The following is an 18314-nucleotide window of genomic DNA, read 5'->3' on the forward strand; positions in this document are numbered from 1 at the left end:
CCCACCTAGTACGTGGGCATTTTTGTTTTTCTTTGTACTGGTAATTTATACAGTGCTCTGGCATTATTGGCGTAATTTAAAAATAATAACAATGGAGCGCTGTTTGGCCATCATTTTAGGGATCGATCCTGGTTCACGTTTGACCGGATATGGTGTTGTTGCCCATCAAGGTTCTAAATTTACATACTTAGGCAGTGGCTGTATTAAGTTAGCCGATCATCCTTTTCCGATTAGGCTTAAAATGATCTACCAAGGCATTACACAGCTTATTGAGCAGTTTTCGCCAGAAACTTTTGCCATTGAAAAAGTATTTATGGCGCACAACCCCGATTCAGCTTTAAAACTAGGTCAAGCTAGAGGCGCTGCGATTGTTGGCGCTGCGATGGCCGACTTACCCGTATTTGAATACTCAGCTAGGCAAATTAAGCAAGCAGTAGTGGGTAACGGTGGCGCAGATAAAACACAAGTGCAGCACATGGTAAAAAATATTTTAAAACTACCCGGTATGCCACAGGCCGATGCAGCGGATGCACTCGCTATTGCGATTTGCCACGCCCACTCAGAACAAAATTTAATTAAACTAGCGGGCAGCGCAAGCAAAACCGTTAGAGGACGTTTAAGGAAATAACTATGATAGGCCGCTTAAATGGTATTTTAGTCGAAAAACAACCACCAGAAATATTACTCGAAGTAAGTGGTGTAGGTTACGAAGTACAAATGCCAATGACCTGTTTTTACGATTTACCAAAAATTGGTGAAAATGCGATTGTTTACACTCACTTTGTAGTGCGTGAAGATGCTCAACTATTGTTTGGTTTTAACAATAAAGTTGAACGTGCCTTGTTTAGAGAGCTATTAAAAGCAAATGGCGTAGGGCCAAAACTTGGCTTAGCTATTTTATCGGGCATGTCGGCAAAACAATTTGTAAGTTGTGTAAATAACGAAGACTCAACATCGCTTGTTAAATTACCCGGTGTAGGTAAAAAAACAGCCGAGCGTTTAGTACTCGAAATGAAAGACAGGCTAAAAGATTGGGGTAATGATTTATTTACGCCATTTAGCGACAGCGCAGTAATAGAGCCAATGAGCGATGCGACAATTGCTAATAATGCAGCGGATGATGCCGTATCGGCACTGCTTGCATTAGGTTATAAATTGCCACAAGCTCAAAAAGCAGTAAAATCGATAAGTAAACCCGATATGTCTACTGAGGTTCTTATTAGAGAATCTTTAAAATCTATGTTGTGAGTAACCCATGATTGAAGCGGATCGCTTAATTGATGCGACTGAAAAAACAAATGAAGACTCTATAGATCGTGCAATAAGACCAAAACTTTTAGCCGACTATAGAGGCCAGCCTCATGTTAAGCAGCAAATGGAAATTTTTATTGAAGCTGCCCGAACCCGTGGTGAAGCGCTTGATCATTTATTAATATTTGGCCCACCTGGGCTTGGTAAAACCACGCTTGCAAATATTGTAGCCAATGAGTTACACGTAAGTATTAAAACAACATCAGGCCCTGTACTTGAAAAAGCAGGCGATTTAGCTGCTCTACTTACTAATTTAGAAGAGGGTGATGTACTGTTTATCGATGAAATACACAGGCTAAGCCCGCAAGTTGAAGAAATACTGTATCCAGCAATGGAAGACTACCAGCTTGATATAATGATTGGTGAAGGCCCAGCTGCGCGTTCTATTAAATTAGACTTACCTGCATTTACACTTATTGGTGCCACTACGCGAGCAGGCTCGCTAACATCGCCACTGCGTGACCGTTTTGGTATTGTGCAGCGATTAGAGTTTTATTCTGTAGAAGATTTGTCGCACATAGTAGGGCGCTCTGCACATTATCTTGGTTTAGAAATGTGTGACGACGGCGCAACCGAAATTGCACAACGTTCACGTGGTACACCACGTATTGCAAACCGTTTATTACGGCGTGTACGCGATTACACACAGGTAAAATCTGACGGTACAGTAAATGCCGAAGTAGCTAAGCAAGCCCTTGATATGATTGACGTAGATAAAAGTGGTTTTGATTATATGGACCGCAAATATTTACTCGCCATAATCGAAAAATTTATGGGCGGCCCAGTAGGGCTCGACAATGTAGCGGCTGCTATTGGTGAAGAGCGCGAAACAATAGAAGATGTAATAGAGCCATTTTTAATCCAGCAAGGATTTATTCAGCGTACACCACGCGGGCGCATAGTGTCTGACAGTGCATACCATCACTTTGGTTTACTTCCTAAAAAAGACTAGCCTATATACTTTACTTGCTGTGTTTTATTGCGCAGCAGGTAATTGTCTCAGTATCCCTTTGTTTCAAATTATTATACCCAAAACCTCAACACTCTGTTGCAAATGTTATTTCAAAATACTAATACGCTTTATAGTTAACTGTTAATTCACAGGGCGTTAAGACTCGCGAAGCTATCCTGCGTACCATTCAAACTAGTAAGCGAATTACTTATTGTAAATTAGGTAGGGCAATTATTAGTTTATAAATAAAATATGTAGCGCACTAAATTGCAGGCAAAAAAAAGCCCGCAAAAAATGCGGGCAAACAACAAGTTGAAGGAAGTAATCCAGGGGAACTACGTTTTACTAAATTTGGTTTTATCCAGAGAGAGTAAAACAATGTAATACGATAAAATATCTTATTACTAAGAACTTGGCTTAATGAAACTATCTCATTCAGTGCACTAGCTCGGTATGGAAGAATAATACGTAAGTTTACTTTTTTGTTCAAACTAGAAAATTTGTATTTTCAGATTAGAAAAACTAATTTAGTGAATTTTATTGTTGTTTGAATCTTGTGCGTTAATTAATCGTTAAATTTATAAGTTTATGAAATTTATAACTTAAGTAATTTATTTCGTTATAGCTCGGTATTAGTTTTACTATTACGTGCAGGTGAGGCTTATAGGTTTTGAGTGTTTATGCTCTTATTTTGAATAAACGGCGTATTTTATGACGTTTCATGTATATATTTACGCATATTTACAGTTAGCGAGTTTGTTTAAAAGTTTAAATAAAATACTGAGGCAAAGGGAAATGCCAACTAAAGCTGTTTTTTAACGTTTTTTGTTGCCTATTCATAGCAATACCGTTGTCAGCTTGAAATGGACTAGATACACTAGATGCAACTTTTGGCCGTGTAAGCGGTCATATTTACACAAATTAACCAATTTGCCGTATTTTGAAATTATTTAGGAGTTTAACGTGGGATCAGGGCTTAATTTTTTAGATCTAATTTTAGAAGCAAGTTTGCTTGTTCAATTAGTAATGTTAGGGCTAGTTGCCATGTCTGTAATGTCGTGGACAATTATATTTCAACGTAAAAAAGCAATATCGGATGCGCTAATAAATGCTAAGAAATTTGAGCAAAAGTTTTGGTCGGGTATTGATTTAAGCAAATTATATAACGAGATATCGTCACGCAGCGGTCAGTCTCAAGGCATTGAAGCTTTGTTTACTTCGGGCTTTAAAGAGTTTGCTCGTCATAAAAAGAATACATTTCAAAGTGCGAGTATTGTTATGGAAGGAACGCACCGCTCTATGCGTGTTGCGCTTTCTCGTGAAATTGAAAAAATGGAATCTAGTCTATCGTTTTTAGCAACAGTAGGTTCTATAAGTCCGTACATCGGTTTGTTTGGTACAGTGTGGGGTATAATGAATGCCTTTATAGCACTAGGTGAAGTTAAGCAAGCTACATTACAAATGGTAGCACCAGGTATTGCAGAGGCACTTATTGCGACTGCTATGGGTTTATTTGCGGCGATACCTGCTGTTATTGCTTATAACCGTTTTTCAAACAGTGTTGAAAAGCTTGAGTCTCACTATATTAACTTTATGGAAGAGTTTGCTAATATTTTACACCGTCAAGCAGCTACACAAATAGAGGCACAAGCGAATGTATCAGCGTAAAAAGCGCCGTCCGGTCGCAGAGATTAATGTAGTACCTTACATTGATGTAATGTTGGTACTACTTATAATATTTATGGCTACAGCACCGCTTATTACGCATGGTGTAAAAGTTGATTTACCTAAAATGGAAGAGTCTGATTTAGTTGATACTAAAGATACTCCGCCTATTATTGCCTCAATAGATGCACAAGGTAAATATTACGTGAGTGTAGGTACTGATCCAGAAGAGCCTATGGAAGCACTTGATGTGGCTGCGGTTATAAAATTACAGCTAATGAAAAACCCTGACGTGCCGGTAATGATTAAAGGCTCGGGTAAGGTGTCGTATCAAGAAGTATTATTACTAATGGATTTTTTGAAAAATGCAGGCGTACCATCAGTAGGATTAATGACTGAATCCTTTGAGGGGAAGTAGCTGTATGAATAGTTCAGTAGTAAAATCAATAGTACTTCATTTAGGGATTGGTGGATTTTTGTATGCTTCTGCAAATATTCATCCGCCAACACCTAAAGTAATGGAAGTAACGCTTAATTCGGCTATACCTACGCCAGATAAAGCGGTATCAGCCGTTACAGTTGATCAAAAACAAGTTGAGCAAAAAATTGCTGAACTTCAAAAGAAAGAAAAAGATAAAAAAAGTGCTGAAGATAAACGTATCCGTGATTTAGAACGCAGAGCGGCCAATGCACGCAAGCAACGCGAATCAGAAGCACGTAATATTAAAAAGCTAGAACAAGAGCGTAAAGCTAAAGAGAAAGAAAAAGCGCAAGCCGAGGCAGAAGCTAAAAAAGCACGTGCCATTGAGCAAAAAGAGCGTGCTAAAGCTAAGCAAGCCGAAAAGCAAAAGCAAGAAGCTGAAAACGCAGCAAAAGCAGCAGCTGACAAACGCAAAGCTGAAGAAGAAGCGCTTAAAAAAGCAGAAGCTGAGCGCAAAAAGCGTGAAGAGGAAGCAAAAGAGCGTGCTGCTGAGGCCGAACGTAAACGCCAGCAAGCAATGCAAGAGCAAATGTTACAAGAGCAACTTGCCAAAGAGCAGGCTGCCCGTAGTAAAATACGTCAGCAACAAGTGGTGAGCGAAGTTGATAAGTACCGTGCATTAATTATGGCGCGTATTCAGCAAAACTTACTGATTGATGAAAAAATGAAAAACCAACAGTGCCGAGTTAATATTCGTTTGGGCTTTAATGGTTTAGTAACGCAAGTTAAATCATTAGGTGGCGACAAGTTAGTATGTGAAGCTGCATTAAGAGCTGTGCGCATGGCTGACACATTACCGGTATCTAAAGATAAAGACGTATTCGAAAAACTTAAGAATATTAATTTAACAATCAAGCCAGAATTTTAAAGGAATGATATGTTCAACAAAATAAAAATAGCCTGTTTAGTTTTACTGTTTGGGTTTACGGGTGTTGCTAATGCAGCGCTTGAAATTGTAATAACAGAAGGTGTAGACGGTGCAAGGCCTATTGCCATTGTACCTTTTAAATACCAAGGTGTTGGTCCAATTCCTGAAAAGCTAAGTGGTGTTATTGCTGCCGATTTAATGCGCAGTGGTAAGTTTAAACCTGTTGATGTGGCGCAAATGCCGCAACAGCCAAGTAAAGATGGCGAAATTGATTATGCGTCTTGGGTTAATAAAGGTGTTGAAGCTGTTCTTGTTGGTGAGGTTGAACAACAAACTGATGGGCGTTATTTAGTTCGTTATGAATTAGTTGATGTGATTCGCGGCCAAATTACCGGTGGCAATACGCAAATGATGAGTAACGGTAAGTTAGTTAAAAGCCAAGATCATATTTTAGAAGCGCGTGAAAGTGTTATTGGCGAGAGTGGTTTTCGTCGTTATTCACACCGCATTAGTGATGTTATTTATGAAAAGCTAACGGATGAAAAGGGCGCGTTTTTAACTAAAATTGCATATGTAATAGTACGTGATAACGAGCCTAAACCTTATCAACTAGTCGTTGCTGATTACGATGGTTTTAACGAACAGGTATTACTTCGTTCAAAAGAACCATTAATGTCGCCAGCATGGTCACCAAATGGTACTAAACTAGCGTATGTAACGTTTGAAAACCGTCAAAGCCAAATTTACATTCAAGATATATACACAGGTAAGCGTGAAATAATAGCAAGCTACCGTGGTATTAATGGTGCACCGCAGTTTTCGCCAGATGGTAAAAAGCTATTATTAGTGCTTTCTAAGGATAAGACGGGTGCGACAGAAGTTTACATGCTTGACCTTGCTACACGTAAAGAAACACGCTTAACAAATCATCGTAGCATAGATACTGAGCCATCTTGGTACCCTAATGGCCAAGATATTGTGTTTACATCTGAAAGGGGTGGTAATGCTCAGATTTATAAGTTAAATTTAAAAACAGGTAGGTCACAACGACTCACCTTTGATGGTGATATGAACCTTGCTGGTTCTATAACACCAGATGGAAAAGAATTAGTGATGGTTAACCGTACCAACGGGCAGTACCATCTTGCTAAGAAAGAGCTGGCTACAGGTGCGTTTCAAGTATTAACGAGAACACGCCTAGATGAATCACCGAGCATAGCGCCAAATGGTTCGATGATTATATACAGCACGCTCCATAATAATAAACAGGTACTTGCGCTAGTATCGATGGACGGCCGCTTTAAAGCACGGTTACCTGTGCTAGACGGACAAGTAAAGGCACCAGCTTGGTCGCCATACTTACAGTAATATTACTGGTTTACTCAAAATAGGAATCTACTCAATGCAACTTAACAAAATACTTAAAGGCCTGCTAATTGCTGTGCCAGTAATGACATTAGCAGCTTGTAGCTCATCTTCTGATATTGATGAAGGTGCTGCAAACCAATCAAATCAAGGCGTTGTTGAGCAATCAACTAACACTGATACAGTTGAAGTAGCTACAATCTCTCCTGAGCAACAAGCAGAAGAGCAACTTCGTCAAAAGTACGAAGCACTTCGTCAAGAGCAAGTAATTTACTTTGACTTTGATAAAGCAACTGTTGAAGGTAAGTACGCTGATTTACTTCGTGCACATGCTGAGTTTTTAGTTCAAAACCCATCAGTTAAAGTACTAATTGAAGGCCACGCAGATGAGCGCGGTACTCCAGAGTACAACATTGCACTAGGTGAGCACCGTGGCCAAGCAGTTGAAAAATACCTATTAAGCTTAGGTGTTTCAGCTAGCCAAATGTCAGTGGTAAGCTACGGTGAAGAGAAGCCAATGGTTAAATCTCGCACTGAATCAGCTTTCGCTAAAAACCGCCGTGCGGTACTAGTTTACTAAGATAAGAGATATTATGAAGCCGAAAATTATTTTGGCAGCCATGATATTGAGCGGGAGCACCCAGTTAATGGCTGCTCCCGCTCCTGTTTCAGAAGCTGCAAGTTCACAATCAAGTATTGAGAAGCGATTAGCGTCGCTTGAGAATATGATGCAGTCGCGTAACTTTTTACAAGTAGAGTTACAGCAACAACTTAACTTGTTACAAGACGAAGTAAGTCAAATTCGCGGTGTAACTGAAGAGCAAAGCTACAAACTTGAAAAAGTACTGCAGCGTCAGCGTGAGTTGTATCAAGAGATTGAAAACCGCGTGAGCCAAGCTTATACACAGCCAACAGCAGCTCCAGTAGTCGATCAGGCGCAGCCAAACGATGCACAGAGCTACAGCAGTGACTTATCTGAAAATGAAGCGTACGAGCGTGCTGTTGCGTTAATAATGAAAGATAAACGTTATGATCAAGCGATTCCTGAATTTCAAACGTTTTTAACTACCTATCCAAACTCTGTATATGCGTCTAACGCGCATTATTGGTTAGGGCAGTTGCTTACTATTAAAAATGATGGCGTAAAAGCGGTGGAGCATTTTAAAGTGGTTGTTAACGAATTTCCAAATTCTAATAAACGCCCAGATGCAATGCTAAAGTTAGGCACACTTTTACAAGATCAAGGTTCAGCGGCGCAAGCACAAAAAATATTGAGCGATCTTATCAATCAATACCCAAGTACTACCGCTGCAAAACTAGCAACTGATCGTTTAGGAAACTAAAGTTCACTAGCGATTAAATTTCTAGTTAAGGCGAGCAAACTACATGGAAACTCTCGAAGAATCTTGGATTTGCATGTAGTTTGAGCACAAACGGTTTAATTTTGTGCATCTAGACATAAAAACTTAAAAAAAGAGACAATTTCGGTTGCACTCATTTTATAAATAAGTATTATAAGCGCCCGCAGCAAACGAATGGTTACCCCACTCGAAATGCGACAAAAAGAGCGGGTTATTAGCTCAGTTGGTAGAGCAGTTGACTTTTAATCAATTGGTCGATGGTTCAAATCCATCATAACCCACCATTATTTGAATGGTCTTTTATCGGCGGATTTACGTACAATACTAAGTTGTTATAAAACGCAACGTCAGAGCGGGTCATTAGCTCAGTTGGTAGAGCAGTTGACTTTTAATCAATTGGTCGATGGTTCAAATCCATCATGACCCACCATTCTTTATTCCTTGTGAATACGGTTTGGCATCAATCGGCGGATTTACGTAAGCTTTAACTTAGTAATAAGTTAGCAACTGGAATGGGTTATTAGCTCAGTTGGTAGAGCAGTTGACTTTTAATCAATTGGTCGATGGTTCAAATCCATCATAACCCACCATTCTTTGTTCCTTGTGAATAATGATTGGTTCCAATCGGCGGATTTACGCAAAGTAGTAAGTTGCATTTAAATGCAACAATAGAGCGGGTCATTAGCTCAGTTGGTAGAGCAGTTGACTTTTAATCAATTGGTCGATGGTTCAAATCCATCATGACCCACCATTCTTTGTTCCTTGTGAATACGGTTTGGAATCAATCGGCGGATTTACGTAAGCTTCATTCATAATTGAATAAGTGCATAGAGCGGGTTATTAGCTCAGTTGGTAGAGCAGTTGACTTTTAATCAATTGGTCGATGGTTCAAATCCATCATAACCCACCATTCTATGAAAAGTTATATAAGAGCGGGTCATTAGCTCAGTTGGTAGAGCAGTTGACTTTTAATCAATTGGTCGATGGTTCAAATCCATCATGACCCACCATTCTTTTATTCCTTGTGAATAGTGTTTGGTATCAATCGGCGGATATACGTAAGCTTCATTCATAATTGAATAAGCGCATAGATTGGGTTATTAGCTCAGTTGGTAGAGCAGTTGACTTTTAATCAATTGGTCGATGGTTCAAATCCATCATAACCCACCATTCTATGACAGTTTAATCGGCGGATTTACGCAAGCTTTTTACAAAGCAGATTTATATTAGAGCGGGTCATTAGCTCAGTTGGTAGAGCAGTTGACTTTTAATCAATTGGTCGATGGTTCAAATCCATCATGACCCACCACTCTCTAATACTTTCTTTTATATTCTTTTTTAATTTCCCACTTTATTTTTTATAAACAGCCTTACTAGTTTGCTGTTATTTGCTTTCATATTCTCGTATAATTCGCCCTAATTAATGCACTGTAGATAAGTGGTCGAGAACATGAGTCTAGCTCAAACTATTATGCCTGAAGGTTATATTTTTCCCCCTAAGCCAGCACCGTTAACACAAGACGAGCAAGGCGAATATAAAGCGCGTATAAAACAATTACTAAAAGATAAAAATGCAGTACTTGTTGCCCATTATTATACCGATCCTGAAATTCAAGCACTTGCTGAAGAAACCGGCGGCTGCGTTGCCGACTCGCTAGAAATGGCGCGTTTTGGCGCACGTCACGATGCAGATATGATTATTGTTGCGGGCGTAAAATTTATGGGCGAAACAGCCAAAATTTTAACGCCAAATAAAACGGTTGTTATGCCAACGCTTGAAGCAACATGTTCGTTAGATATTGGTTGCCCGATAGACGAGTTCTCTGCGTTTTGCGATCAGCACCCTGATCGTAAAGTAGTTGTATATGCAAACACCTCTACGGCTGTTAAAGCACGTGCAGATTGGATTGTAACTTCATCCTGTGCACTTGAAATAGTAGAGCACCTCGATGAGCAAGGCGAAAAAATCATTTGGGGCCCAGATAAGCACCTTGGTAGTTATATTCAAAAAAATACCGGTGCTGATATGCTTATGTGGAATGGCGCATGTATTGTACATGACGAGTTTAAAACAAAAGCACTTAAAGACATGAAAGCGCTACACCCAGATGCAGGCGTATTAGTTCATCCTGAGTCACCAGCAGAAATAGTTGCTCTTGCCGATTCGGTTGGATCTACGAGCCAATTAATCAAAGCAGCGCAAACAATGGACAACAAAAAGTTTATTGTAGCAACCGATCGCGGCATCTTTTATAAAATGCAGCAACTATGTCCAGATAAAGAGTTTTTTGCGGCTCCTACGGCAGGTGAGGGCGCTTCATGTAAAAGTTGCGCACATTGCCCTTGGATGGCAATGAATGGCTTAAAAGCGATTGAAGAAGCCCTCATAAGTCCTAAAGGCAAAGAAGTATTCGTTGATATGGATTTACGCGAAGGCGCTCTTAAATCCTTAAATCGCATGCTTGAGTTTACTGCGAGCATGGCTAAGTAACTTTTAAAGTATAAATTAAAAACGGTTAAGTCTTAGATTTAGCCGTTTTTTTGTGCCTATAGGTAAGTGTTGCTTGATTAGTAAGCATTTAAAGGCCCAAATTTAAAAATGCCTTGCACCTTAAGGGTCTATTTCATACTATAGCGCGCTGTTGCATTACACAATTGCAGCACCGTGGAGGGATGGCTGAGTGGCTGAAGGCGCACGCCTGGAAAGTGTGTTTAGGTTTATCCCTAACGAGGGTTCGAATCCCTCTCCCTCCACCATTATTCTTAGAGCCCAGTTATTAATATCGAAAGGTAACAATAACTGGGTTTTTTAATGCCCTCAGAATGACTAATTATTTACTAAGCAAAGTGTCGATAACATGCCGACAAGTTCATGTTTTTCGATTGGTTTTGAAACGTAACCATCAAATAGCTGCCTGTATATTTCTTTTTGTTCTGTAAAAACATTAGCAGTTAATGCAATAACAATTTGTTCGCTATTAAGCGTCTTAATTATTTTACATGCCTGAAGACCATCCATTTTTGGCATTTGAATGTCCATAAAAATAATGTCTGGTTTGTGTAACTCGTATAATGAAATCGCTTCTAAACCATTGTTGGCAATAATAATGGTGGCTTTAGTTGGTTCAAGCATCGCAGCTGCAACAAGCTGATTTATTTTATTATCTTCAGCTAATAAAATAATTTTTCCAGATAGGTCAGGAAGCTCAATATTTTTAGTTGTTAATGTGCTGTCATCCACCTGCGCTTGTTTTAATGGTAAGTACACATAAAACTGACTCCCTGAACCTAACTGGCTTGTTACTTTAATTTCGCCATTCATAAGGCCTATTAATGATTTAGTGATGGGTAAGCCAAGGCCCGTACCACCATATTCACGCGTGGTTGATTGCTCCGCTTGTTCAAAGCGCTCAAACAATCGATCAATTGCCTGCTCAGAAATTCCAATTCCGGTGTCTGATATACAACAACATATTTTGTTTTCGTCGGTTAGCCTAAACGTTACTGTAACGCCACCTTGAGATGTAAACTTAATCGCGTTAGATATTAAGTTTAAAAATACCTGCCTGAGTCTAACTGGGTCGCCCACCCAATGCTTGTGCTCAATATCAATCACAAATTTAAGGTAAATGTTTTTATCTGTTGCTTGCACACCTAAGTCTGACTCTAAGTGATGAATAAGTTCAAAAAAATCAAAAGGCTTATGCTCTAATGAGAGCTTGCCGGCCTCTATTTTAGAAAAATCAAGAATATCGTTAATAATGGTGGTGAGAGCTCGAGTTGAATACAGTGATTTTTTTAAATACTCTTTTGATTTTTCATTAAGCGGTTGTTCTTGTAATAGTTGTAATGTGCCAAGTATACCGTTCATTGGGGTTCGTATTTCGTGGCTCATATTTGCTAAAAATTCAGACTTTGCTTGCGATGCTTGCTCAGCAAGTTCTTTTGAGTGACCAAGGGCTTGCTCGTGGTCAATTTGTTCTGTTAAATCGTAAGCAATACCTAAGTAGCCAACGGTGTCTCCTTCGTTATTTAACAACGAAGTGACACTTAAATTAACTTGTATTTGCTCGCCTGTAGAAGAAATGTATGTCCATTGATTAATATCTGGCTCTGTTGCTGTTGCTTTTAAGATAAATACTTCAAAACCAGGGTTGACAGGTTTATTTAATTCAGCACTAAGTAGTTTAGCCTTTTTTATAATTTCTTCTTTTAAATGAAATATGCCAGGGTTTTTAATGCCAATAACATCTTGCGCTTTGTAGCCTAATAACTTTTCTGAGGCGGGATTAAATAGAGTGATTAAGCCGTTTGTGTCGGTCGCAATAATTGAATAACTAGCACTGTTTAAAATACTTTGTTGGAGCATGCTCATATCGGCTATTTCTTGCGTACGTTGTTTAACTTCGCTTTCTAGTTTTAAATTTGCTTGCTGCAATGCGAGTTTATTTTTTTTAGCCTGAAGTGTTTTTCTCTTAATTCTTTGGTTTCTTCTAAAAATAAACAATTGCATTAAAAAAACTACAAACATACAGCCAATAGTGGCGAAAGAGCCATTAACAATGGCTTGATACCGACTAGGGAGATGAAGGTTATAAATAAAGGCGTCTGAGGCATCAATGGTAATTTTCCACGTTCTACCCATTAATTTTATAATTTTAGTTAATTGATAATCGTTAGTTTTGCTTTTTATGCCATAACTAAAAAAATCAGTCTCAGTATTGTTATTGATATCACTTATCGTTAGTTGATTTTCATCAAGGTGTGAAAGTGAGTCTAAAATTTTATCAATTAACAACGGCGAATATGCCCAACCTAAAAGCTCATTAAGGCGCTGTTTTTTATTATCAGAAATAGTAATGGTTTTATATATTGGCACTAATATTAAAAAGCCTTGTTGTGAGAGTTTATTCGCTTGTACTAAAGTCAGTGGCGCCGTTAATTGGGTTGTATTATTTATGGCAGCATTTAGTGCTGCCTGTTTGCGCATGCTCTCAGATCCAATATCTAATCCAATTGCTTGTAAGTTTTTTTGCTCAGGAAAAATATATTGAATTATAAAATGCTCATCACTAGTCGCTACGAGTGTATTCAAATTAAATGTCTGATCGGGTCTATCGTTTTTTGCATCATTCAAAAATTTATTTAATTGCTCAACGCCAACTTTTTTTATATAGCCAATACCATTAGCTCCAGGGAATTCTTTAGCGTAGTTACGGCTCCCAGAGTAGTTAGTTATGGCTTGATAGTTTAAGTTATTTGCACCTATCCCATGTACAAAGCCCTTTAAACCAAATAGCCCATATTGATACAAATCGAGCCTACTGTTAATACCTGTAGAAAGCGATGATAGGCGGTTATCAAGCGCATTGTTTATTTTATTTTTTATGGCTTCTTGGTGTTTAATATGAGCAAAGTAGGTAAGTATAATGCCCACAACTAATAAAATGACGTGAGGAAGCAGTGAGATTAATAACCCTTTATTAACCGGTCGTGCTTGAATCATTAATTAATCCTTTTTCATGAGTCGCAGTAAGTGTGTTTCTATTTTAATAACGTGATAAATATAGCACCTATTATTCAAGACACAACTTTGTTATTAATTGGAATGTATATATTTTATAGAGGTTTAGAGTAGGGGGAGTCTAAAAAGTTGATTTTAAGCCTCAAGATAAAACTAAAGTGCATATAAATATAATAATTTATAAATTCTGCATCACTTTATAGATACCAACAAAAGTAGTAGCAAAAGGTGCTGGTTTTTGTGCTTATTGATTTTTAGAAGAAATCAGCAGCTCATAACTTTACTTAGGTAAGTTTAAATCAAGTAAAATTAAATTAATATTATGATTTTTTTAAATAAAATTAGCGACTTAGATACGAGTGAGTAAGAGGTAATCTTTACCAGTTTTTACAATTCATCCGTAATAAAACAAACTCTTACTATTTTATAATATAAAAATTAAAACATTATAAATTTATATTGTTCTATATTTATTAGCATGAAAGAAAGGTAATTACTTGAAATGTAATTACCTTATGACATGTTTGCCGTGTAGGTCAAAAAGCATACACATCCCTATGTGCTGCACAGTAAAAACTTAAAAAACAAGGTAACGGAGATAACTATGGCTCACCGAGTATCTAAATTACTTGCGGCAACAGGCGCAGTATTAACATGCATTTCTATTCCTTCGTATGCTGCTGTTAATGGGCTGACAGAACAAGATGAATTTAATATAAAACTTAGATCAATTTATTTCGACCGTGACTACGATAACGACGCAAGTGACGATTCAACTTTTGCTCAAGGTATAGAGCTCAATTACACATCAGGTTATATAAATGATTTATTGAATGTGGGTGTATCGACTTACACCGTAATGAATATTAACTCTACAGGTTCAGCCGCAGGTAATATTTTACCAGCAGGTAATGAGAGTGGTGGAGTAGACGATAGCTTTTCTAAATTTGGTCAATATTTTTTAGATTTTAAATTGGGCAAAAACGGTCACGTTAAAGTAGGTGGGCAAAAAACCAAAAGCATGCTTTTAAAAAGCTCAGGCAGCCGTGCTATTCCTAATACTTTTCGAGGTGTTTTTGGCGACTATAAAATCGGCAACACTAAATTATATGGTTACGTATACGACAAATGGAGCCGTCGACATGATGATAGATGGGAAGACTTTTCTACCGACCAATCGGCACCTGGCGCCATTAGCGTAATTTGGGGCGTAGGTGCTACGCATAAAAAAGACGACATAACATTAGAGGCTGAATATTTAAATTCGCACAATTATCTAAGTAAAATGGGATTAAAAATCAGTTACGACATTAAACTTGAGCAAAGTAAGTTAACCCTTTCAACTGGCATATTTACCTCACAAGATGATGGTGATTTATTTGTAACAGGCGCAGAGGGCGGCGATTTAGATGATGAAGATGCAACTGGCGCATTAACAGGTTTAACTAAAAGTGAAAACGATGGATTTGCCTATTACTTAGATGCTGATTGGAAAAAAGATATTTGGAGTGTAGGTGCGGCATTTACTAAAGTAAGTGATGCTTGGATTGAAGATAACTTTAGTGGCGATCATGGTACAAACCCATTTCCAACTCGCTCATTGATTGGTGCCGATTTAACAAATCAAAACGAGGCAACGTGGCAGGCACGTTTTGGCATTGATTTAAAAGCAGTATCGCCAGGTTTAACAACAAAGTTTTACTACACAAGCGGTAGCGATGCGGAAAACTCTGCGCTGGGTAAGTTAGCTGGCACAGCTGATGAAAAATATTGGGCTGTAGATACGCGCTATAAAGTTGAGAAAATAAAAGGCTTAAGTTTGCGCTGGTTATTTGTAGATTATACAACCGAAAAATCAGGCAGCGTTGATGGTGTTAAAGGCGACAGAGCCGACCACCGAGTTTATGTAGATTACACTATTAAATTTTAAAATAACGTTTAATAAGCCAATGCAAATTTATACATTGGTTTTATTTCCTTTATTAATTACCACTATGATAAAACTAACAAATAGATAATAAAAATAAAGCTAATATATGTTTTCTCTTCAACAGTGGCAATCGCAGGGCCAATTCACTCATATTTCTGGCCATCAAATATTTACAAAAATAGCTGGTGATATAACTAAGCCTGCGCTGCTTTTAATACATGGCTTTCCAAGTGCTAGCTGGGATTGGGAAGGTATGTGGCAAACACTTAGTGAACATTATTTTGTAATTACGCTCGATATGCTAGGTTTTGGTTTGTCAGATAAACCAATAAACGCTACTTATAAAATTACCGAACAAGCCGACTTATATACCCAATTTTTAAAAACGTTAAATATTAATGACGTACATATTTTAGCTCATGACTATGGCGATACAGTGGCTCAAGAGTTATTAGCAAGGCAAGTGGTTAGCCAAAGTGACTTTAAAATAAACAGCGTGTGTTTTTTAAATGGTGGGTTATTTCCTGAGGTGCATAAACCATTATTTATACAAAAGCTTTTACTTTCAAAGCTAGGTTGGATAGTGCCAAAATTAATGAATAAACAAAAATTTGCCAATAATTTAGTTACTATTTTTAGTAAAAGTACACCGCCCTCAAAACAAGTGGTAGACACACTTTGGGAGCTGCTAATTCATAAAGATGGTTTAGCCGTTATGCCTAAACTCATTAGCTATATAAAGCAGAGGCAGCAAAACCGAGAACGCTGGGTTGGTGCCATCATAAATAGCAATATACCACTTACGTTTATAGCAGGCGCAGAAGATCCTATCTCTGGTAAGCACATGATTGAACATTATAAAAAGCTTATTCCGAATGCGCGCGTACAAGAGTTTGTAGAGCTTGGGCATTATCCGCAAGTAGAAAATCCAGATGCTATTACGCAGGCTTATTTGGATTTTAGAAATTGCCAATAAAAACGCGGCACTAAATTAAGTGCCGCGTTTATAAATTAATAACTCTGAGTATTTAGGCTTTGAACCTTAATATTTTTTCTTCGGTGCTTTTAATTGTTTTTCAAACTCGTCTGAAAACAATATCGTGCCGTCGTCTTCCTCTGTAGGGAAGGCTGCAATAAGTAGGTCATCTTCTTCAAGGCCTGGTGTCCAGCGACTAAACCAGTCAGCAAGTGGAATTGCTTTAGCGCTGCAGCCAGCCCATTCGCCAGTTGCCCATGCTTCTGCAAATTCGCGAGTTGGCCAAACTGGCACACAGTCGTCATCTTCGTTGGCAAGCATAACGCAGCCATCATTGTCGTTTAAAATCCATACTTGTTTAAATTGTTGTACGGTTTCGAACATATAGGCTAGGCGTTTTTTTGCCCCAAGCCCTAAAATTACAGCTTGTTCTTCGCTTAAATTTGGCGTTGTCATAATTAGCTCACTCTTAATTACTATATCTAAATTATATGCACACAAGTATATCGAGTTATATGACAGAGTGTTGAAAAGTTGCTATTTAATTTCAGCAATGCAGATCTAATTTGTATATTGAACAGTATAAGTCACAACTAATTTGAGCGATCATTCAAAATAAGCTTGAATGTTTGTAAAAAGGCCACATTGTAATAAGCATATACTTAATGAAGGATTGAAAAATGACTACTGATCTACTTGCTCCGTTTAAACTAAATAATACGATTGAGCTTAAAAACCGCGTACTTATGGCACCATTAACGCGTTGTATGGCTGACGATAACTTAGTGCCAACACAAGATATGGTTGAATATTATGCTCGCCGTGCCGAAACCGGTTTAATTATTAGCGAAGCAACTATTATTCGTCCAGATGCGCAAGGTTACCCAAATACACCGGGTTTATTTACCAGTGAGCAAATTCAAGGTTGGAAAAAAGTAACAGACGCAGTGCACGCTAATGGCGGCAAAATGTTTGCACAGCTTTGGCATGTTGGCCGTGTTGCACATCCTCACTTTTTTGATGGCGATGTACTGGCACCATCGGCAATTGGCGTTGAAGGCTCTGTACCTCGTATGCGTGAGCTTACATACATCACACCAAAAGCAGCGACTATAGATGACATTAAGGGCCTAGTAGCTGATTACGCAAAAGCGGCAGAAAATGCGATTGAAGCGGGTTTTGACGGGGTAGAAATTCACGGTGCTAACGGGTATTTGATTGACCAGTTTTTACATTACGCTGCAAATACACGCAGCGACGAATACGGTCAAACGCCTGAAAATATGTCGCGTTTTGCACTAGAAGTAACCGATGCAGTTATCGCCGCTGTAGGTAACGAGCGTACTGCTTTACGTGTTACACCGGGTGCTTATTTTAATATGAGCGAAGATAGCCGTGATAAAGCGGTATTCGATTACTTATTACCAGAGCTTGAGAAGAGAGATTTAGCATACTTACACGGCGGTATTTTTGACGACAGTACAACGTTTGAATCGCTTGAAGGTAAAACGACGTCTGAATTTTTACGTGCAGGCTACAAAGGTACATTAGTAGGCGTAGGCAGCTATACTTTTGAGTCAGCAAAAGAGGCAATTAACGATGCTAAGTTTGATTTAATCGCTATTGGTCGCCCACTTATCGCAAACCCAGATTACATTAGCAAAATTGCAAACGGTGAAGAACTAGTACCATACAGCGATGAAATGCTAGCTGAATTAAAATAAATTACTATTTGTAATAAGTTCTAGAAAATAATTAAGGCACACAAAGTTAAACCTTTGAGTGTCTTTTTTTGTACATATTCTCGCCATAAATCTTCCATATTTGTTTAACCTTTATGTAAATAAAGTTCATCCTCGTTGTCATATTTAAAATTCATAC

General features: G+C 38.3%; 15 protein-coding genes and 9 tRNA genes. 22 read left to right on the top strand and 2 right to left on the bottom strand.

The window, feature by feature from the left end; genetic code table 11:
- Positions 1-103: 103 nt before the first annotated feature.
- The 19 genes from ruvC (at position 104) to GQR47_RS14505 (ending at position 10760) form a co-directional block, all read left to right on the top strand.
- Positions 104-628, top strand: a complete 525-nt coding sequence (gene ruvC, locus GQR47_RS14415; RefSeq protein WP_165723924.1) for a crossover junction endodeoxyribonuclease RuvC — start codon at positions 104-106, stop codon at positions 626-628.
- A gap of 2 nt (positions 629-630) precedes the next feature.
- Positions 631-1248, top strand: a complete 618-nt coding sequence (gene ruvA, locus GQR47_RS14420) for a Holliday junction branch migration protein RuvA (RefSeq protein ID WP_002960647.1) — start codon at positions 631-633, stop codon at positions 1246-1248.
- A 7-nt stretch (positions 1249-1255) separates the two neighbouring features.
- A complete protein-coding gene (gene ruvB, locus GQR47_RS14425) occupies positions 1256-2263 on the top strand; it encodes a Holliday junction branch migration DNA helicase RuvB (protein ID WP_007580382.1) in 1008 nt (335 codons plus the stop codon).
- Positions 2264-3226: 963 nt separating this feature from the next.
- Positions 3227-3931 carry a protein TolQ gene (gene tolQ, locus GQR47_RS14430; protein ID WP_002960643.1) on the top strand — a complete coding sequence of 235 codons (705 nt, stop codon included), beginning with the start codon at positions 3227-3229 and terminating at the stop codon, positions 3929-3931.
- On the top strand, positions 3918-4346 hold the full coding sequence (tolR, locus tag GQR47_RS14435; protein ID WP_002960641.1) for a protein TolR: 429 nt from the start codon (positions 3918-3920) through the stop codon (positions 4344-4346). The genes tolQ and tolR overlap by 14 nt, the downstream gene beginning before the upstream one ends.
- A gap of 4 nt (positions 4347-4350) precedes the next feature.
- Complete coding sequence (tolA, locus tag GQR47_RS14440; RefSeq protein ID WP_002960639.1) at positions 4351-5277, top strand: cell envelope integrity protein TolA; 927 nt, start codon at positions 4351-4353, stop codon at positions 5275-5277.
- 9 nt (positions 5278-5286) lie between these two features.
- On the top strand, positions 5287-6645 hold the full coding sequence (gene tolB, locus GQR47_RS14445) for a Tol-Pal system beta propeller repeat protein TolB (RefSeq protein ID WP_154903884.1): 1359 nt from the start codon (positions 5287-5289) through the stop codon (positions 6643-6645).
- Positions 6646-6679: 34 nt separating this feature from the next.
- The gene (gene pal / locus GQR47_RS14450; RefSeq protein ID WP_002960636.1) at positions 6680-7222 is read left to right on the top strand and encodes a peptidoglycan-associated lipoprotein Pal; all 543 of its coding nucleotides are present in this window, start codon (positions 6680-6682) and stop codon (positions 7220-7222) included.
- 13 nt (positions 7223-7235) lie between these two features.
- Positions 7236-7985 (top strand): tol-pal system protein YbgF, encoded by a 750-nt coding sequence (ybgF, locus tag GQR47_RS14455; protein WP_033021320.1) that lies wholly within the window; start codon positions 7236-7238, stop codon positions 7983-7985.
- A 226-nt stretch (positions 7986-8211) separates the two neighbouring features.
- Positions 8212-8287 (top strand) — tRNA-Lys (locus GQR47_RS14460).
- Positions 8288-8357: 70 nt separating this feature from the next.
- Positions 8358-8433, top strand: a tRNA-Lys gene (locus tag GQR47_RS14465).
- A gap of 84 nt (positions 8434-8517) precedes the next feature.
- Positions 8518-8593: transfer RNA gene (locus GQR47_RS14470), tRNA-Lys, on the top strand.
- An 85-nt stretch (positions 8594-8678) separates the two neighbouring features.
- Positions 8679-8754 (top strand) — tRNA-Lys (locus GQR47_RS14475).
- A gap of 83 nt (positions 8755-8837) precedes the next feature.
- Positions 8838-8913: transfer RNA gene (locus tag GQR47_RS14480), tRNA-Lys, on the top strand.
- 24 nt (positions 8914-8937) lie between these two features.
- Positions 8938-9013 (top strand) — tRNA-Lys (locus tag GQR47_RS14485).
- 84 nt (positions 9014-9097) lie between these two features.
- Positions 9098-9173 (top strand) — tRNA-Lys (locus GQR47_RS14490).
- 63 nt (positions 9174-9236) lie between these two features.
- A tRNA-Lys gene (locus GQR47_RS14495) sits at positions 9237-9312 on the top strand.
- Positions 9313-9453: 141 nt separating this feature from the next.
- Positions 9454-10494 (top strand): quinolinate synthase NadA, encoded by a 1041-nt coding sequence (gene nadA / locus GQR47_RS14500; protein WP_002962419.1) that lies wholly within the window; start codon positions 9454-9456, stop codon positions 10492-10494.
- Positions 10495-10670: 176 nt separating this feature from the next.
- A tRNA-Ser gene (locus GQR47_RS14505) sits at positions 10671-10760 on the top strand.
- Between the two features lie 70 nt (positions 10761-10830).
- On the opposite strand, the gene GQR47_RS14510 is transcribed toward GQR47_RS14505, so the two are convergent.
- Complete coding sequence (locus GQR47_RS14510) at positions 10831-13509, bottom strand: CHASE domain-containing protein (RefSeq protein ID WP_024595954.1); 2679 nt, start codon at positions 13507-13509, stop codon at positions 10831-10833.
- A gap of 622 nt (positions 13510-14131) precedes the next feature.
- Between GQR47_RS14510 and GQR47_RS14515 the strand changes: the two genes are divergently transcribed.
- Positions 14132-15457 carry an OprD family outer membrane porin gene (locus GQR47_RS14515; protein WP_024595955.1) on the top strand — a complete coding sequence of 442 codons (1326 nt, stop codon included), beginning with the start codon at positions 14132-14134 and terminating at the stop codon, positions 15455-15457.
- Positions 15458-15563: 106 nt separating this feature from the next.
- On the top strand, positions 15564-16433 hold the full coding sequence (locus tag GQR47_RS14520) for an alpha/beta hydrolase (RefSeq protein ID WP_165723925.1): 870 nt from the start codon (positions 15564-15566) through the stop codon (positions 16431-16433).
- 66 nt (positions 16434-16499) lie between these two features.
- On the opposite strand, the gene GQR47_RS14525 is transcribed toward GQR47_RS14520, so the two are convergent.
- Positions 16500-16889, bottom strand: a complete 390-nt coding sequence (locus GQR47_RS14525) for a DUF2750 domain-containing protein (RefSeq protein ID WP_165723926.1) — start codon at positions 16887-16889, stop codon at positions 16500-16502.
- A 224-nt stretch (positions 16890-17113) separates the two neighbouring features.
- Here GQR47_RS14525 and GQR47_RS14530 point away from each other — a divergent pair, with 224 nt between their 5' ends.
- Positions 17114-18157 carry an alkene reductase gene (locus GQR47_RS14530; RefSeq protein ID WP_165723927.1) on the top strand — a complete coding sequence of 348 codons (1044 nt, stop codon included), beginning with the start codon at positions 17114-17116 and terminating at the stop codon, positions 18155-18157.
- Positions 18158-18314: the final 157 nt, after the last annotated feature.

The sequence above is a fragment of the Pseudoalteromonas sp. Z1A2 genome (assembly GCF_011378755.1).
Classification (GTDB): domain Bacteria; phylum Pseudomonadota; class Gammaproteobacteria; order Enterobacterales; family Alteromonadaceae; genus Pseudoalteromonas; species Pseudoalteromonas distincta.

What these genes read in the sequence shown, in the direction of transcription:
- tolB (WP_154903884.1), top strand. Translation starts at nt 5,287, where the DNA reads ATGTTCAACAAAATAAAAATAGCCTGTTTAGTTTTACTGTTTGGGTTT.
- nadA (WP_002962419.1), top strand. Translation starts at nt 9,454, where the DNA reads ATGAGTCTAGCTCAAACTATTATGCCTGAAGGTTATATTTTTCCCCCT.
- GQR47_RS14530 (WP_165723927.1), top strand. Translation starts at nt 17,114, where the DNA reads ATGACTACTGATCTACTTGCTCCGTTTAAACTAAATAATACGATTGAG.
- ruvB (WP_007580382.1), top strand. Translation starts at nt 1,256, where the DNA reads ATGATTGAAGCGGATCGCTTAATTGATGCGACTGAAAAAACAAATGAA.
- GQR47_RS14510 (WP_024595954.1), bottom strand. Translation starts at nt 13,509, where the DNA reads ATGATTCAAGCACGACCGGTTAATAAAGGGTTATTAATCTCACTGCTT.
- tolA (WP_002960639.1), top strand. Translation starts at nt 4,351, where the DNA reads ATGAATAGTTCAGTAGTAAAATCAATAGTACTTCATTTAGGGATTGGT.
- GQR47_RS14520 (WP_165723925.1), top strand. Translation starts at nt 15,564, where the DNA reads ATGTTTTCTCTTCAACAGTGGCAATCGCAGGGCCAATTCACTCATATT.
- ruvA (WP_002960647.1), top strand. Translation starts at nt 631, where the DNA reads ATGATAGGCCGCTTAAATGGTATTTTAGTCGAAAAACAACCACCAGAA.
- pal (WP_002960636.1), top strand. Translation starts at nt 6,680, where the DNA reads ATGCAACTTAACAAAATACTTAAAGGCCTGCTAATTGCTGTGCCAGTA.
- ybgF (WP_033021320.1), top strand. Translation starts at nt 7,236, where the DNA reads ATGAAGCCGAAAATTATTTTGGCAGCCATGATATTGAGCGGGAGCACC.
- tolR (WP_002960641.1), top strand. Translation starts at nt 3,918, where the DNA reads ATGTATCAGCGTAAAAAGCGCCGTCCGGTCGCAGAGATTAATGTAGTA.
- GQR47_RS14515 (WP_024595955.1), top strand. Translation starts at nt 14,132, where the DNA reads ATGGCTCACCGAGTATCTAAATTACTTGCGGCAACAGGCGCAGTATTA.
- GQR47_RS14525 (WP_165723926.1), bottom strand. Translation starts at nt 16,889, where the DNA reads ATGACAACGCCAAATTTAAGCGAAGAACAAGCTGTAATTTTAGGGCTT.